Source organism: Pedococcus soli, assembly GCF_054782575.1.
In genome coordinates, this window is sequence record NZ_BAAGSF010000003.1 from 247,539 (window position 1) to 262,284 (window position 14,746).

The window sequence follows — 14,746 nt, forward strand, 5'->3', positions numbered from 1 at the left end:
GCAAGGAGCTCCACCCGTGCGCACCCCCGCCCGTGCCCTATCCGTCGCCGCCGCCCTCGTTGGCGCCATCGCCTTGGCTGCTTGCGGCGGGGCGGACACCGACCACAACAGCATGACCGGGATGAGCGGCATGGGAACCGCCACCCCGAGCGCGACCGCCACGGCCAAGGTCGACCCGGCCGACGTGATGTTCGCCCAAGGCATGGTGCCGCACCACCAGCAGGCCGTTCAGATGGCTGACATGGCCCTGGCCCGAGCGACCTCCAGCGACGTCAAGGCCCTCGCCACCAAGATCAAGGCCGCCCAGGACCCGGAGATCGCCACCATGAACGGATGGCTGAATCGGTGGGGTGCCCCGAGCAGTGCCGGTGACATGAACGGCATGGCTGGGATGGACCACGGCAGTGACGGCATGATGAGCCAGGCCGACATGAGCAAGCTCAGCCAAGCGAGCGGGGCGGCCTTCGACCGGATGTGGCTGACGATGATGATCGCTCACCACCAGGGCGCTCTCACCATGGCCAAGGACGTTTTGGCGACCACCAAGGACCAGAACGTGCGCACGCTGGCGCAGAGCATCGTCGACGGTCAGACCAAGGAGATCGCCACGATGACTGGGCTGCTGAAGACCAGTTGAGCCTGTCGCCGCAGTCAGCGGGCGGGACCCAGTAAGGGTTCGCGCCACTGCCTGGTCAGACGTGGCTCAGCGGGCGGACAGTCCAGCGTTATCCGGTGACGTGGGGGCAGCGCCCAGAGTGTGCCGGTGCGTACCCTCCGAACCGAGGTCGGAGTCGGCGTGCTCCGCGTGGGACAGCGCCTCGGCCAATAAGGCGTGCACGTGCGTGTTCGCGGCCGTGTAGTAGACGAACGTCCCTTCCCGCCGCCCACGCACTAAGCCAGCCAGTCGCAGCTTGGCCAGGTGCTGACTCACCGACGTCGGCGTGACCCCGGCAAGCTCAGCCAGGCAGGTCACAGACGACTCGCCCTGCATCAGCGCCCACAGCAGCTTGATCCGTGTCGGGTCGGCCAGCATCCGGAAGGTCTCGGCCGCCAGCTGAGCCTGGTCGTCGTGCGGCATGGACAGGGTTGGCAGTTCATCGTGCACATCACAAACCCTACCGCCTGCATACCTTCACAGGCACGCAGGTATGCTCGAAGCATGCCCGCCCAGCCGACCATGCCCAACCAGCACCACATTCACGCGCACGAGGAGCACGACGACCACCACGCACACGAGGGCAAGCACGTCCACGGGCACAAGCACGGGCACGGTTGGGTGGACCAGGTTCGCCACGTGTTCGCGCCCCACTCCCACGACGTCGCCGACTCGGTCGACGACGCTCTGGAGTCGAGCGCCCGCGGAATCCGCGCCGTCAAGGTCAGCCTCGTCGGGCTGGCCCTGACCGCGGTCCTCCAGCTGCTGGTCTTCCTCGCGTCGGGGTCGGTCGCGCTGCTGGCCGACACCATCCACAACTTCTCCGACGCGTTCACCGCCATCCCGCTTTGGGTGGCGTTCTGGCTCGGCCGACGCCCACCGACTCGCAGGTACACCTACGGTTTCGGCCGGGCTGAAGACCTTGCCGGCCTGTTCGTCATCCTCATGATCGCCGCCTCCGCGGTCCTAGCCGGGTGGGAGGCCGTCCGCCGCCTTCTGGACCCGACACCGGTGCACAACCTCGGCTGGGTCGCCGTCGCCGGGTTCCTCGGCTTCCTCGGCAACGAAGCCGTGGCCGTCTACCGGATCCGTGAAGGCAAGGCCATCGGCTCGGCTGCCCTGGTCGCAGACGGCCACCATGCCCGCACGGACGGCCTGACCTCGTTGGCCGTCTTGGTCGGTGCGGGAGGTGTTGCGGTCGGCTGGAACTGGGCGGACCCGGTGGTGGGCCTGCTCATCACCGTCGCCATCGTCATGGTGCTGCGCACGGCTGCGCGCGAGGTGTTTCGGCGACTCATGGACGGCGTCGAACCGGACAAGGTCGAGGCCGCGGAGAGCGCCCTGGCGTCGATACCGCACGTCATGGGGGTGCGTGACCTGCGCATGCGGTGGGTCGGTCACGAGCTACTGGCAGACGTCACCCTCGTTGTGGATGCAGGCGTGAGCGCGGCGGCCGCCCATGACCTGGCGCACGAGGCGGAGCAGCGCATGGCTGCTGCCGTTCCCCGCCTGCGCAAGGCCGTTGTCCACGCCTACCCGGCGACAGTTGAGGGTGGGCAAACCGTTCGGTAAGTGCTAACTTACCGTTCGTGGCGGCTAACCAACAGGTCGACGGGTTGAGCGCTCTGGGTGACCCCACCCGGCGCGCCATCTTCGAGTGCTTGGCCGAACGGCCCCGCGCTGTCGGTGAGCTCGCTGAGGTGCTGCCGGTGAGCCGGCCCGCGGTGTCCCAACACCTGAAGGTCCTCAAGGCCGCGCACCTGGTCGCCGAGCATGCAGAAGGCACACGGCGCATCTACCGGCTCAACCCTGAAGGTGTGGCCGCGATGCGCGACCAGCTCGACACGTTCTGGAACCGCGCCCTGACCGGGTACGCACGGACCGCCAACGAACCGACATCGAAGGAGCAGCCATGACCGGAACCGCCGCGCCGGTGGTGCGTAAGGAAGTCGTCGTCAACGTGGGGGTCGAGCGGGCGTTCGCCCTGTTCACCGACGGGTTCGGCGACTTCAAGCCGGCCGAGCACAACCTGCTGGCCGTGCCCATCGCCGAAACCGTGTTCGAGCCCAAGGTCGGTGGCCACATCATCGACCGCGGCACCGACGGGACTGAGTGCGCCTGGGCGCGAATCCTCACCTACGACCCGCCGACCCGGGTCGTGTTCAGCTGGGACATCGGCCCCACGTGGCAGGTCGAGACCGACCCAGCGAACACCAGCGAGGTCGACGTCCACTTCACGCCGCTCAGCGAAGCTCAGACTCGGGTGGTGCTCGAGCATCGTCACATCGACCGGCACGGACCCGGCTGGGAAGCGGTCCACGAAGGCATCGACGGCGACCAGGGCTGGCCCCTGTACCTGGACCGGTACGCCGCCATCACCAATCTGGCCGACTGATGGCGCGGTCACCGTCCGCACGGACGTCAACCGCGCCGCCGCGGACGTGTTCGCCTACGCCACGGACCCCACCCGGTTCCATGAGTGGCAGAGCGGCGTCGTCGACGGGCACCTGGGGGCCACCGGTATCCCCAAGGTCGGGGACCGGTGCCTGACGTCGCGCCGCATCGGCGGCGCCGTTCGCCCCTCCACCTCCGAGGTCACCCATATCGAACCGCCGCACCGGTGGGGAGTGCACGGCATAGACGGCCCCATCCGAGCCATCGTCGACGTCACCGTCGAACCGCTCGGTGACGTCCGGTCACGCCTGACCATCGCGGTCGACTTCGAGGGCCACGGCATCGGCAAGGTCCTCATCCCCCTGATGGTCCGCCGCCAGGCGGCCAAGGAGATGCCAGCCAACCTGACGGCGCTCAAGCGCCGGCTCGAAGGTCAGAAAGGGACCTGACCCTGACGGCGGGGTGCCCGTGTGTTCAGGCTGCTCCGTCCAACCGCGCCGTACTGGTGATGCGCCACTCCAGGACGCCGTCCTCCGCACGCCAGGCTGTCCTGCCGCAGCTGGTCAGCACGGAGAGGTGCTCACCCAAGTGGTCTGGACGTGGGTCCCTCCTGTCGTGGAATGTTGCGCATACTGGCCTCGTCCGAGGTAGACCCGATGCACGATGAGGTGTTCGGCTCGACCCCGCGCAGACCCCCACGACACAGCACCGCATGAGAGGCGGCCCACCCAGTGAGTCAGAAGCCCAGCGTCTTGTTCGTGTGCGTCGGCAACGGCGGAAAGTCGCAAATGGCAGCAGCCCTGATGCGCCAGCTCGCCGGTGACGCGATCGAGGTGCACTCGGCCGGCACGAAGCCCAAGGGGGAGCTGAACGCGCTGTCCGTTGCCTCCCTGGGGGAGGTCGGCGCCTCGACGGCGGGAGAGTTCACCAAGCCCGTCGAGCCGGCTCTGTTGGCGCGGATGGACTACGTCGTCATCCTCGGAGCCGAGGCGAAGGTCGAGCCCGTTGACGGGCCCATCTTCGAGACGTGGGACACCGACGAACCGTCGCAACGGGCCATCGAGGGCATGGAGCGGATGCGTCTGATCCGCGACGACATCGCCGCCCGGGTCACCGACCTGCGACGCCGGATGACCGGCTCAACTACCAGCTGACGGCGGCGCGTGCAGTAGGTCGACCAGCTCGCGGGTGGCGTCGCGGCCGGTGCGTCCGACGCCGATGAGCGTGGCCGACGCCGGGCCCGTCCAGTCGCCGTACCCGACCAGGTGCAGCCGCGGCTCATCGGCAGCGCGGGTGCCGACGGTGACTGGGTGCCCGTCGCGGCGGGCCAGGCCGAGCGGGGCCAGGTGGCCTAGGTCGGGGCGGAACCCGGTGCACCACAGCACCACGTCCACCTCCAGTTGCGTGCCGTCCGCCCACGCCACCCCGGTCGGCGTGAGGCGGTCGAACATCGGTGTGGCGACCAGCACGCCGCGATCGCGTGCCTCTCGGACCGCGGGCACCATGACGACGTCCCCCAGGGTGGCGACGCCGCCGGTGTCGCCGCGCCCGGCGTCCAGGGCCTTGCGGCGGGCGGTGGCCACCTCGAACAGGACCCGGCCGTCGACGTCGTCGGGCAGGAACCGCGGCGGGCGCGGCGTCACCCAGGTCGTGTCCGCGACGCTGGACAGCTCGGCTAACAGCTGGGCGCCGGTGTTCCCGCCCCCGACCACGACGACGCGCTGCCCACAGAACTGGTCTGGGGTCGTGTACTCGGCGCTGTGCAGCTGGGTGCCGGCGAAGGTGCCCATGCCGGGGTAGGTCGGGATGAAGGGTCGCCCCCACGTCCCGGTAGCGGACACCACAGCCCGCGCCGACCAGGTGCCGCTCGTGGTGTCCACGAGCAGGCGCCCGCTCAGGTCGTCGTCAGCGTGATGGACCGAGCTCACGCGGACCCCGTGGCGGACCGGTAGGTCGTACCGGTCCTCGTACCGGGTCAGGTAGACCACGACGTGCGCTGCTGGCGGGAAGTCCTCGCCGTCGGCTGGCGGCATCATCCACCCGGGCAAGGAGGAGTACCCAGCCGGGGAGAACAGGTGCAACGACTCCCACAAGTGCTGCCACGAACCACCGGGGGAGGCGTTCGCGTCGAGGATGACGAACCCCGTCCCGGGATCGAAACCGGCTCGCCGTAGGTGGTAGCCGGTGGCCAGCCCGGCCTGCCCGCCGCCGACGACAACTACGTCGACGTCGCGTTCATCGGGCGACGTGGTGTTGGTGCTCACTTCCCCAGAGCGAGCGCGTCGCCGAGGGCGGCCAAGCGTTCGGGGATGGCGCGGTAGTACACCCACGTGCCGCGCTTCTCGCCGGTCACCAGTCCCGCCCTGCGCAGGATGCCCAGGTGATGACTGGCAGTGGCCTGGCTCTTACCCATGCCGTCGGCGATGTCGCACGCACAGACCTCGTCGGAGTTGAGCAGCATCGACATCGCCTTGACTCGTGCGGGGTCCGACAGGGCCTTGAACATGTCCGCCAGCTGCTGCGCCGAGTCGTCGGCGACGGTGGCATCTGCTGGGGTGCAGCAGGCCGCCAGAACCGTGAGCGGCGTGCGTGCGGATGGTGTGGGGAGCGAGGTCGTGGTCGTCATCGTGGCCCATCCTACCTTCGTGAACAGGGAACTTCGATGAAGTTCGAAGGAATGCTTCCAAGAACTTCGAAGTTATGATTCGATGAACGTCGAAGTCCTGCTGGATGTTCCCCGACCGACCGAGATCCGGTCGGCTGCGCCCTGTCCAAGGAGATACCCATGAGCGTCACCGCCCCCGAGGCGAGCACCACGCCTAACCTCGCCGAGCCCGTGGGCCTACCGGTCGTCGTCATCGGCGCCGGCCCGGTCGGCCTCGCCGCTGCTGCGCACCTGACCGATCGCGGCATGCCCGTCGTCGTCCTCGAGGCGGGCGAGCAGGTCGGCGCGGCGATGCGCGCCTGGGGGTACATCCGCACGTTCACGCCGTGGCAGTACATCGTCGACGAGACGGCGGAGAAGGTTCTCGCCCCGACCGGGTGGACCCGTCCTGCTGAGCGGCAGTCCCCGACCGGCGCCGACATCGTCGACCGCTACCTGGTCCCGCTGGCCGGCGCGCTCGGCGCCGGCGTGGTCCGCACCGGCGCGCGCGTCATCGCGGTGTCCCGCGACGGCCTGGACCGGTCCCGCACGGTCGGCCGCGCCAACCGGCCGTTCCTGGTCCGGGTCGCCCACGCGGATGGCCACGTCGAGGACCTGCGCGCCCGCGCCGTGATCGACGCCTCCGGCACGTGGGAGCAGCACAACCCGCTCGGCTCCTCCGGTTTGCCCGCCCTGGGGGAGGAGGCCGCCCTACAGGCTGGCTTCCTCGTCGGACCGCTCCCGGACGTCCTGGGCACCGACCGGACCAAGTTCGCCGGCCGCACCACCTTGGTGGTCGGGGTGGGGCACTCGGCTGCGAACACGCTGGTCGCCCTCGCCCAGCTGGCACGGGAGGTGGCGGGGACCCGAATCGTGTGGGCCATCCGCGGCACCAGCGCACGGCGCGTGTTCGGCGGCGGCGCCGACGATGAGCTCGCCGACCGCGGCCGCCTCGGCTCCGACCTGCAGGACCTGGTGGCCTCCGGCGCACTTGAGTACGTCACTGGGTTCGCCACGCGCCAGGTCAACATCGACAACGACACCGTGTCCGTGGTCGGTGACACCGCCGACGGGGAGCGGGTCATCGCCGGGGTGCACAACATCGCGGCCGCGACCGGGTTCCGTCCGAACCTGGCCATGCTGTCCGAGCTCCAGCTCGATCTCGACCCCGCGGTCGAAGCCACGCGCGTCCTTGGCCCCCTTGTGGATGCTCAGTTTCACTCCTGCGGCTCGGTTTCTCCGCATGGGTGGCGTGAGCTCTCGCACGAGAACGAGCCCGGGTTCTTCACCGTGGGGATGAAGTCGTACGGGCGCGCTCCGACGTTCCTGGTCACGACCGGAAACGAGCAGGTCCGCTCCGTCGTGGCCCACCTGGCCGGTGACCAGGACGCCGCGGACGAGGTCCATCTCGTGCTACCCGAGACCGGGGTCTGTTCCTCGTCCAACGCGCTGTCCGACGAGGACGTCGCCACCGGCGTTGAGGCCACCAGCGGCTGCTGCGACACCGCAACCCCCAACTCCGCTGCTGCTTCCTGCGGTACCGCGACTTCTTTTTCGCCGTCGGTGGGGTTCGCGACCGGGGTTGAGCACGGCCGCGCCGGTGACGTCGAGGCCGAGCAGGCGGTCGCGCAGGGCACGTCGCTGGCGCTGGCCGACGTGCGTTCGCAGGGTTCGGGCGGCTGCTGCGGGTGACCCGACCGGTCGACGCCGATGTGCGTCGCCTGGTGGTCGGGGGCGGGCCCATCGTCGCGCTCGTTCCACTGCAGTCCTGGTTGAGTGGGTCATGGTGTGTCCGGCGGCGGTGTCTTTGCCGTGTGCCACGGGCTGGCCGATGCGGCTGGCCCAAGGTGGTGGGCGATGATGAAGGTATGAGCGTCGACGTGACTGTCCTCTACTTCGCAGGCTGCCCGAGCTGGCAGACGGCTCTGGACCAGGTGCACGTGGCGGCGGCACAGACACACGTCGATGTGTCGGTGTCCGTCCTGGCTGTGGAGACTCAGCAGGAGGCTGACCGGCTGGGGTTCACTGGGTCCCCGACCATCTGGCTGGACGGCGTGGACCCGTTCGCGACCTCGGATGCCGTGCCGGCGTTGGCCTGCCGGGTGTACCCCACGCCCGACGGGTTGGCGGGGTCGCCCACGGTCGACCAACTGGCTGAGGCCCTGACCCGACGCGCCGCCTGACACGGGACGGCGGGGCCAGAGGCCAAACGCGCCACCCTCAACCAGGATGACTACCCCGATGCCGACGAGCACGACGGGCAGCAGGACGTGACCCCACCGGCTCAGCGCTTTGGCGACCCGCGCCCGGGTGGCGAAGAACTTTCCCGCGGCGGCCCACACTCCAACGAGGGCCAAGAAGACGACGGTGTACACGCTCAAACCGCTGCCGCCGGCCGTGGCGAACACCGGGACGTACACGCCGATGTTGTCCCCGCCGTTGGCGAACGTCACGGTTGCCACCGCCAGCGTGGTCGGGCCGCCAAGTGCAGCGTCGTCGGGGCGTTCTTCGGCGTCTTGGTGACGGTCGCGCCACAGCGTCCACGCGGCACGCAGGCCCAACACCAGCGGTACCAGGCCCAGGTAGGGGACAGCGGACTCCGGCAAGAGGTTTGCACCGAACGCCAGCCACAGCGACGGCCAGGATGGCGATGAACCCCAGGTACTGACCAAGGACGATGCGAGTGGTGGCGCCGCGATGACCAGCTCCCTGGTCGAACAACAGCGCCAGCACGACGAGGTCGTCGATGTTGGTGACGGCGAACAGGCTCACCGCTTGGCCGGCCAATCCCCAGGACATGACGACACCCTTCCACGCCGTCCGTCGCGCGCAGTGCCAGCCCTGCCGCCGAGTCACGCCCACTGGTCACGCCCTCTGGTCACGCCCTCTGGTCACGGGTGTGGCTAGGCGTCACGATGGGGTCATGGCAGCAGAACTGGCCGTCGAGCACGAGCATCTAGGGCACCCTTCGTGCTGGTGTTGCGGGAACACCTTCGACGAGGCCGACCTGAGCCGCCTGGGGTCGCACCCCGAGGTCGGGGTCTGCGCCGGGTGCGCGCAATGGCTGCATCGCCGCGCCCGCGCGAGCGCCGAGGTGGGGCGCCGTACGCCCGGCGCAATCCTCCGCCGCACTGTCGCCGCTGCCCGGGAAGGTGTGACGCGCGCCGGCGCCCAGGACTGGCCCGTTGTCGGAGCGCGGCTACGGCGCCTGGACCGGCACTTGCCCTGATGAGCCAAGGTCCCTCATGAGCGCAGGCCCGTCGTGAGCGTGGGAGAGGGCGCGTCGGGCATGGTGGACCGGGCGGCAGTGGTCGCTGACCTGACCGCCTGCCGGGACGATCTGCACGTCCTGCTCGCGGGCGCGACCCCAGACAGGTTGCGGGCACGGTCCAACGGCACCAGGTGGACCAACGAGCAGCTGCTGTTCCACATGGTCTTCGGGTTCTTGGTCGTGCGCCGGCTGCTCCCCCTGGTTCGGCTCGTGTCCGTGATGACGCCGCGGGCGGGTCGTGCGTTCGCCGGGCTGCTGAATGCGGGGCGTGTGCCGTTCCACGCGGTGAACTACGCCGGGTCTGCCGGTGGGGCGCTGGTGTTCAACCACGCCAGGATGGGACGGCTGTGCGACCGCACCATCAACCACCTGGTCGTCAGCCTCGAGCGCGAGCCCGAGCAGCGGCTGAGGCGAGGTATGCCGTTCCCGACCAGCTGGGACCCGTACTTCCGACCCTTCATGACCTTGGCGCAGGTGTACGAGTACCCGGTCTTGCACTACGCCCACCACCGCGCCCAACTCGCCCTCGGCGGCTGACCGGTGTCACGCGATCACTGTGTCCACCGGGGACGGCAGAATGTCGGACGAGACAGGTCGGGTATGACGGACGGGGCGTTTAGATCGCCGAAGGAACTGGACAGAAGGACTGGACACGGGTGGACACGAGGGCAAACGCGCAGGTCAGGGGGTTCGCGGCTGACGAGCTCAGCGTGCGGTCTCTGGTTCACATTCAACCCCCGCTACCAACGCGTCAGCGACAGAAGGCCCGGACCACTGGTCCGGGTCTTCTGCTGTGCGCGGCGCGCCCCCTGCCGCAGCGGACGCCCCTCCGAGGCTGCTCGTCGCTCGCTGGCCCCGCCACCGGCAAATGTGTGACTTCCGTCCGGTGGGCACCCCACGCCTCTACCATCGGCGTGCGAGAGGATCGCTGGGACGGTGGAGGGGAGGGTTCGGATGGAGTCGCGTACCGGCGTGGCCGGCCAGCTCGACCCGTCCGGCGCGGTCGTGACCTCCCCCGTACGGCGCGTGGTCACCTACCGCGCAGTGCCCGGCGAGCAGGGGCGGTTCCTGTCGGTCGCCGGTGGTGTGAAGGACGTGCTCGGGGCGCCGTCGAGCCGGATCCTCGCCGACGACGACTACTGGTCCCGCCACCTGCACCCCGCCGACCAGGCGGCAGCGCTGGAGCAGGAGGAGATCGGCTTCCGCAACGGAGAGCTGGTCTCGGAGTACCGGATCGTCCGCGAGGACGGCCGGCTGGTGTGGGTGCTCGACGAGGCGAACGTGGTCGAGGACCCCGTCGAGGGACCGGTGTTCGACGGCGTCTTCGTCGACGTGACCTCCCTGCGGCGGTCCGAGCTCAAGGTGGCCGCGCACGGCCTCCTCGTCGAGCAGGTGAGCGCCGGGGCGCCCCTCGCGGACTGTCTCGAACCGCTGGTTCGGGCCGCCGGCGAGATGTGCATGGCCCACCACTGCCGGGTGTCGGTCGGTGCGGACACCACGGTGGCCCACGAGCTCGCGGCATCCGGCCCGATCCTCACCGAGCACGAGGCCGTCGACCACGTGCGCGACTGCGGCCTCGACGGCCCCGGCGAGGCGTCGATCCTGGCCGCGCCCTCGCCGGACGTCGAGGACACGCTGGCCTGGCTGGCGGACACGACGGTGCAGGCGCAACGCATGCTCGCCGACCGCTCGCGCTCGCTGCGGGCGGCCGCCCTCGCCGCCGCGACCCTCGAGTCCACGGTGGACGGGCTGCTGGTCGTCGACCAGGCGGGTCACGTGGTCGGGTACAACCAGAAGTTCGCGTCGATGTGGCGGGTGCCGCCGGGGCTGCTCGAGGCCGGTGACGACGAAGCGGTCATGGGTTCGGTCCTCGGGCAGCTCGTGGACCCGGCGGCCTTCCAGGCCGGGGTGACGGCGCTGTACGAGGACACGGTGGCGACGAGCTTCGACGAGATCCTGTTCACGGACGGTCGGATCTTCGAGCGCTACTCGCAGCCGCAACGCCTCGAGGGCCGCGTCGTCGGACGGGTGTGGAGCTTCCGCGACGTCACGGCAGGGCGGCAGCTGCAGCGGGAGCTGGCCACCGCGGCGGACACGCTGCAGAGGCAGCAGCGCGTGCTCGAGCTGCTCGGCACCGTGGCCGCCGCAGCCAACTCGGCCGTCAGTGTGGAGGCTGCGGTGGCGCAGACGCTCGACGCCCTCTGCGAGTTCGGGGAGTGGGACGTCGCGCACGCGTGGCTGGCGCCGCGGTCGGCGGCGACGGCGTCGACGCACATGTGGACCGCCTCGGCGGGCCCGGACGACGACTCCTTCCGCAGCCAGACCGAGAGCACCGAGCTGACCGACCTCCCCGTGGTGGGCCTGGCCATGGAACGAGGGGTCCCGGTGTGGAGCGACACCCGGGAGTGGAGCAGCGCGGCCTGGCTGCGCACCGCGGAGTCGGTGGGTCTGCGGACGGCGGTCGCCCTGCCGATCCGCGTGCGCGACAACGCGGTCGGTGTGCTGGAGATGTTCTCCCGGTCCGTCATCGAGGAGGACGCAGCGGTCACCGAGGTGATGAGCCAGGTCGGTGTCCACCTCGGGCGCAGCGTGGAGCGGCACTATGCCGAGGACGACCTCGCGTCGCAGTCCACGGCGCTGCAGGAGCTCACCGACCAGATGGGTACCGTCCTCGACTCGGTGGACGAGGGAATCTTCGGGGTCGGCGGTGACGGGGTCATCACCTTCGTCAACCGCGCCGGGGAGGACCTCGTGCGGCTGCCGCGCACGAGCATCCTGGGGCGCACCGACGTGGAGGTCCTCAGCCTGGCCTGCGTCCCGGCGACGCGGTCTGCGCAGGCGGTGGCGACACCGGCGGGAGCCGTGCCACCAGAGGTGAGGCCGGGCCTGCCCGAACGCGGCACCCACGTCAGGGCGGACGGTTCGAGCTTCGACGCCGAGTGGGTCGTGTCACCGATGCGCACCCGCTCCGGAGCGGTGGTCATCGTCCGGGACATCGGCCAGGTGCAGGTGGTCGAGCGGATGAAGGACCAGTTCACCGCCATGGTCAGCCACGAGCTGCGCACCCCGCTGACGTCGTTGCGCGGGTCGCTCGGGCTGCTGAGCGGGGGAGCGGCCGGCGAGCTGCCACCAGCCGCCGCGCGGATGGTGGCCCTCGCGACGACCAGCGCCGACCGGCTGGTCCGGCTCGTCAGCGACATCCTCGACGCCGAACGCCTGCGCACGGGCCGTCTCGTGCTGCACCCGGCGGAGGTTCCCGTCGACGACCTGGTCTCGGCAGCCTCGCTCGACGCCGCGGCCGCGCTCAAGCGGGCGGCCGTCGCGCTGGAGTACACGCCGACCCCGCTGACCGTGCGGGTGGACTCCGACCGCATCGTCCAGGTGCTCGCGAACCTGCTCGTCAACGCCTCGAAGTTCTCCAGCCAGGGCGCGTCCATCGACCTCGACGTCCGCGCCGACGACCACTGGGCGACCTTCGAGGTGCGCGACCACGGCAGCGGCATCCCTGCCGAGATGGTCGAGAAGATCTTCGAACCGTTCGTGCAGGTCGACGCCACCGACACCCGGTCCCACCAGGGCTCGGGCCTGGGCCTGGCCATCTCCCGCGACATCGTGCGCCTGCACGGCGGCGACATGCACGCCGGTGGCACCGAGGGTGGCGGGGCCCGCTTCACCTTCACCGTGCCCCTGGCCTGAACGTGACGACGCCCCACCCGATCGGTTCGGGTGGGGCGTCGTCACGTGTGCGGTGGGCTCGCGGCGGCGTGCGGGTGACCCGCGCGCCATACCCGGGGGTCGGTCAGGCGTCGACGATCACGGGGATGATCAGCGGGCTGCGGCGGTGCTTGCGGTGCACCCAGGTGGAGGTGGCCTTGCGGACGAGCTCCTCGATCTGGTCGAGGTCGTCCACGCCGTCCTTGGACGCCTTGAAGAGCGCCTGCTGGATCGCCGACGTGGCGTCGGTGAAGTCGATCGTGTCGGTGGCCAGGCCGTGGACCATGTAGTCGGGGTCCTCGGTGAGCTTGCCCGAGTCGGGGTCGACGATGCAGACGATCGTCAGGACGCCCTCCTCCGCGAGGGTCCGGCGGATGTGCAGGGTCTCCTCGGTCGCCCCACCGACCCGGCCGCCGTCGACGTAGACCATGCCGGCGGACACCTTGCCGGTGATGCTCACCTTGCCGCGGACGAGGTCGATGACCGAGCCGTCCTCGGCGATGAGGGCGTTGCGGGGGTCGACACCGGTGCGGATCGCGATGTCGGCGTTCGCGCGCAGGTGACGCCACTCGCCGTGGACCGGAAGCACGTTGCGCGGCTTGATGATGTTGTAGCAGTAGGACAGCTCGCCGGCGCTGGCGTGGCCGGAGACGTGCACCTTGGCGTTGCCCTTGTGCACGACGTTGGCGCCCCAGCGGGTGAGCTCGTTGATCACGCGGTATATCGCGTTCTCGTTGCCGGGGATGAGCGAGCTGGCCAGCAGGACGGTGTCGCCCTCGGTGACCTCGATGGGGTGGTCCCGGTTCGCCATGCGCGACAGGGCGGCCAGCGGCTCACCCTGCGACCCGGTGCAGATCAGCGCGATCTTGTCCGCGGGGAGGTTCTCGAGCTTCTTGAGGTCGACGACCAGTCCCTGCGGGATGTTCAGGTAGCCGAGCTCGGACGCGATGCCCATGTTGCGGACCATCGACCGACCGACGAACGCGACCTTGCGGCCGTGCTCGTGGGCGGTGTCGAGGACCTGCTGGATCCGGTGCACGTGGCTGGCGAAGCTCGACACGATGACCCGGCCCTTGGTGGTCCGGAACACGGTGTCGATGGCGGGGGACAGCTCACCCTCCGAGATCGTGAACCCGGGCACCTCGGCGTTGGTCGAGTCGGACAGGAACAGGTCGACCCCCTCCTCGCCGAGCCGGGCGAACGCGCGCAGGTCGGTGACCCGGCCGTCGAGCGGGAACTGGTCCATCTTGAAGTCGCCCGTGTGCAGGACCAGACCGGCCTCGGTGCGGATGGCGACGGCCAGGCCGTCCGGGATGGAGTGGTTGACGGCGATGAACTCGCAGTCGAACGCCCCGAGCGTGCGGCGGTCACCCTCCTTGACCTCGACGGTCTTCGGGGTGATGCGGTGCTCCTTGAGCTTGGCCTCGAGGAAGGCCAGCGTCAGCCGGGACCCCACGACGGGGATGTCCGCCCGCTCGCGCAGGAGGTACGGCACACCGCCGATGTGGTCCTCGTGGCCGTGCGTGAGGACGATGGCGTCGATCTTGTCGAGGCGGTCCCGGATCCAGGTGAAGTCCGGGAGGATGACGTCGACGCCGGGCTGGTGCTCCTCGGGGAAGAGGACGCCGCAGTCGACGATCATCAGGCGGCCCTCGTGCTCGAAGACGGTCATGTTGCGGCCGATCTCGCCCAGGCCGCCGAGCGGCACGACGCGCAGGCCACCCTTCGGCAGGGGAGCGAGCGTGTCCTTGGTCCGGCGACCGCGTCCGGAGCTGCGGCGGCTCATCGCGCCGCGCCGGGGATCGTGGTGGACGAGGCACGACGTGCCTGCTGGGGAGTGTTCATCGATGTCCTTCGGTATGGGGTTGAACGGTGCTGCGGGGTGAGCCACCCGGGTGCCCGGTGGGCTCCCGACCGGTTCGGTCACCTGCCAGTGTCCTCTGTCCGCGGCGGGATGGTGCGCACAGGTGGCCCCGACGACCATCCGGGGGCGCCCGCGCGGCCCTGGTCCACCCGTGTCGGTGGGTGGCTCGACCAGTTTCGTGGCGGCGTGGCAGCCCTGGTGGTG

At 70.0% G+C, this 14,746-nt stretch carries 14 protein-coding genes and 1 pseudogene; 10 read left to right on the forward strand and 5 right to left on the reverse strand.

Annotated features, from left to right (window positions below):
- The first annotated feature begins 16 nt into the window (after window positions 1–16).
- The gene (locus ACYVKF_RS04160; RefSeq protein ID WP_460965064.1) at window positions 17–637 is read left to right on the forward strand and encodes a DUF305 domain-containing protein; all 621 of its coding nucleotides are present in this window, start codon (window positions 17–19) and stop codon (window positions 635–637) included.
- Window positions 638–703: 66 nt separating this feature from the next.
- On the opposite strand, the gene ACYVKF_RS04165 is transcribed toward ACYVKF_RS04160, so the two are convergent.
- Window positions 704–1,105, reverse strand: a complete 402-nt coding sequence (locus ACYVKF_RS04165; RefSeq protein ID WP_460965066.1) for an ArsR/SmtB family transcription factor — start codon at window positions 1,103–1,105, stop codon at window positions 704–706.
- Between the two features lie 54 nt (window positions 1,106–1,159).
- On the opposite strand from ACYVKF_RS04165, the gene ACYVKF_RS04170 reads away from it, so the two are divergent.
- The 5 genes from ACYVKF_RS04170 (at window position 1,160) to ACYVKF_RS04190 (ending at window position 4,203) form a co-directional block, all read left to right on the forward strand.
- Entirely contained in the window at window positions 1,160–2,227 is a 1,068-nt protein-coding gene (locus ACYVKF_RS04170) for a cation diffusion facilitator family transporter (RefSeq protein WP_460965068.1), read from the forward strand.
- Between the two features lie 17 nt (window positions 2,228–2,244).
- Window positions 2,245–2,571: an ArsR/SmtB family transcription factor gene (locus ACYVKF_RS04175; RefSeq protein ID WP_460965070.1), complete on the forward strand. Its 327-nt coding sequence runs from the start codon at window positions 2,245–2,247 to the stop codon at window positions 2,569–2,571.
- Entirely contained in the window at window positions 2,568–3,050 is a 483-nt protein-coding gene (locus ACYVKF_RS04180; protein WP_460965072.1) for an SRPBCC family protein, read from the forward strand. Before ACYVKF_RS04175 ends, ACYVKF_RS04180 begins: the two co-directional genes overlap by 4 nt.
- On the forward strand, window positions 3,037–3,498 hold the full coding sequence (locus tag ACYVKF_RS04185; RefSeq protein WP_460965530.1) for an SRPBCC family protein: 462 nt from the start codon (window positions 3,037–3,039) through the stop codon (window positions 3,496–3,498). The genes ACYVKF_RS04180 and ACYVKF_RS04185 overlap by 14 nt, the downstream gene beginning before the upstream one ends.
- A gap of 309 nt (window positions 3,499–3,807) precedes the next feature.
- Window positions 3,808–4,203: an arsenate-mycothiol transferase ArsC gene (locus ACYVKF_RS04190; protein ID WP_460965532.1), complete on the forward strand. Its 396-nt coding sequence runs from the start codon at window positions 3,808–3,810 to the stop codon at window positions 4,201–4,203.
- Here the strand turns inward: ACYVKF_RS04190 and ACYVKF_RS04195 are convergent.
- Window positions 4,189–5,313 (reverse strand): ArsO family NAD(P)H-dependent flavin-containing monooxygenase, encoded by a 1,125-nt coding sequence (locus tag ACYVKF_RS04195; RefSeq protein ID WP_460965074.1) that lies wholly within the window; start codon window positions 5,311–5,313, stop codon window positions 4,189–4,191. The genes ACYVKF_RS04190 and ACYVKF_RS04195 overlap by 15 nt on opposite strands.
- On the reverse strand, window positions 5,310–5,675 hold the full coding sequence (locus ACYVKF_RS04200) for an ArsR/SmtB family transcription factor (RefSeq protein ID WP_460965076.1): 366 nt from the start codon (window positions 5,673–5,675) through the stop codon (window positions 5,310–5,312). Before ACYVKF_RS04200 ends, ACYVKF_RS04195 begins: the two co-directional genes overlap by 4 nt.
- Window positions 5,676–5,834: 159 nt before the next feature.
- Here ACYVKF_RS04200 and ACYVKF_RS04205 point away from each other — a divergent pair, with 159 nt between their 5' ends.
- Both ACYVKF_RS04205 and ACYVKF_RS04210 read left to right on the forward strand, forming a co-directional pair.
- Window positions 5,835–7,385 (forward strand): FAD-dependent oxidoreductase, encoded by a 1,551-nt coding sequence (locus ACYVKF_RS04205; protein WP_460965078.1) that lies wholly within the window; start codon window positions 5,835–5,837, stop codon window positions 7,383–7,385.
- A gap of 176 nt (window positions 7,386–7,561) precedes the next feature.
- Entirely contained in the window at window positions 7,562–7,876 is a 315-nt protein-coding gene (locus ACYVKF_RS04210) for a DF family (seleno)protein (RefSeq protein WP_460965534.1), read from the forward strand.
- Between the two features lie 18 nt (window positions 7,877–7,894).
- Here ACYVKF_RS04210 and ACYVKF_RS04215 read toward each other — a convergent pair.
- A pseudogene (locus ACYVKF_RS04215) lies at window positions 7,895–8,492 on the reverse strand (cadmium resistance transporter); the annotation flags it as partial.
- A gap of 463 nt (window positions 8,493–8,955) precedes the next feature.
- Here ACYVKF_RS04215 and ACYVKF_RS04220 point away from each other — a divergent pair.
- Both ACYVKF_RS04220 and ACYVKF_RS04225 read left to right on the forward strand, forming a co-directional pair.
- A complete protein-coding gene (locus tag ACYVKF_RS04220) occupies window positions 8,956–9,501 on the forward strand; it encodes a DinB family protein (RefSeq protein ID WP_460965080.1) in 546 nt (181 codons plus the stop codon).
- 417 nt (window positions 9,502–9,918) lie between these two features.
- Window positions 9,919–12,660 carry an ATP-binding protein gene (locus ACYVKF_RS04225; protein WP_460965082.1) on the forward strand — a complete coding sequence of 914 codons (2,742 nt, stop codon included), beginning with the start codon at window positions 9,919–9,921 and terminating at the stop codon, window positions 12,658–12,660.
- A 103-nt stretch (window positions 12,661–12,763) separates the two neighbouring features.
- On the opposite strand, the gene ACYVKF_RS04230 is transcribed toward ACYVKF_RS04225, so the two are convergent.
- The gene (locus ACYVKF_RS04230) at window positions 12,764–14,464 is read right to left on the reverse strand and encodes a ribonuclease J (RefSeq protein ID WP_056918296.1); all 1,701 of its coding nucleotides are present in this window, start codon (window positions 14,462–14,464) and stop codon (window positions 12,764–12,766) included.
- Window positions 14,465–14,746 lie beyond the last annotated feature (282 nt).

What these genes read in the sequence shown, in the direction of transcription:
- ACYVKF_RS04170 (WP_460965068.1), top strand. Translation starts at nt 1,160, where the DNA reads ATGCCCGCCCAGCCGACCATGCCCAACCAGCACCACATTCACGCGCAC.
- ACYVKF_RS04180 (WP_460965072.1), top strand. Translation starts at nt 2,568, where the DNA reads ATGACCGGAACCGCCGCGCCGGTGGTGCGTAAGGAAGTCGTCGTCAAC.
- ACYVKF_RS04200 (WP_460965076.1), bottom strand. Translation starts at nt 5,675, where the DNA reads ATGACGACCACGACCTCGCTCCCCACACCATCCGCACGCACGCCGCTC.
- ACYVKF_RS04205 (WP_460965078.1), top strand. Translation starts at nt 5,835, where the DNA reads ATGAGCGTCACCGCCCCCGAGGCGAGCACCACGCCTAACCTCGCCGAG.
- ACYVKF_RS04210 (WP_460965534.1), top strand. Translation starts at nt 7,562, where the DNA reads ATGAGCGTCGACGTGACTGTCCTCTACTTCGCAGGCTGCCCGAGCTGG.
- ACYVKF_RS04225 (WP_460965082.1), top strand. Translation starts at nt 9,919, where the DNA reads ATGGAGTCGCGTACCGGCGTGGCCGGCCAGCTCGACCCGTCCGGCGCG.
- ACYVKF_RS04230 (WP_056918296.1), bottom strand. Translation starts at nt 14,464, where the DNA reads ATGAGCCGCCGCAGCTCCGGACGCGGTCGCCGGACCAAGGACACGCTC.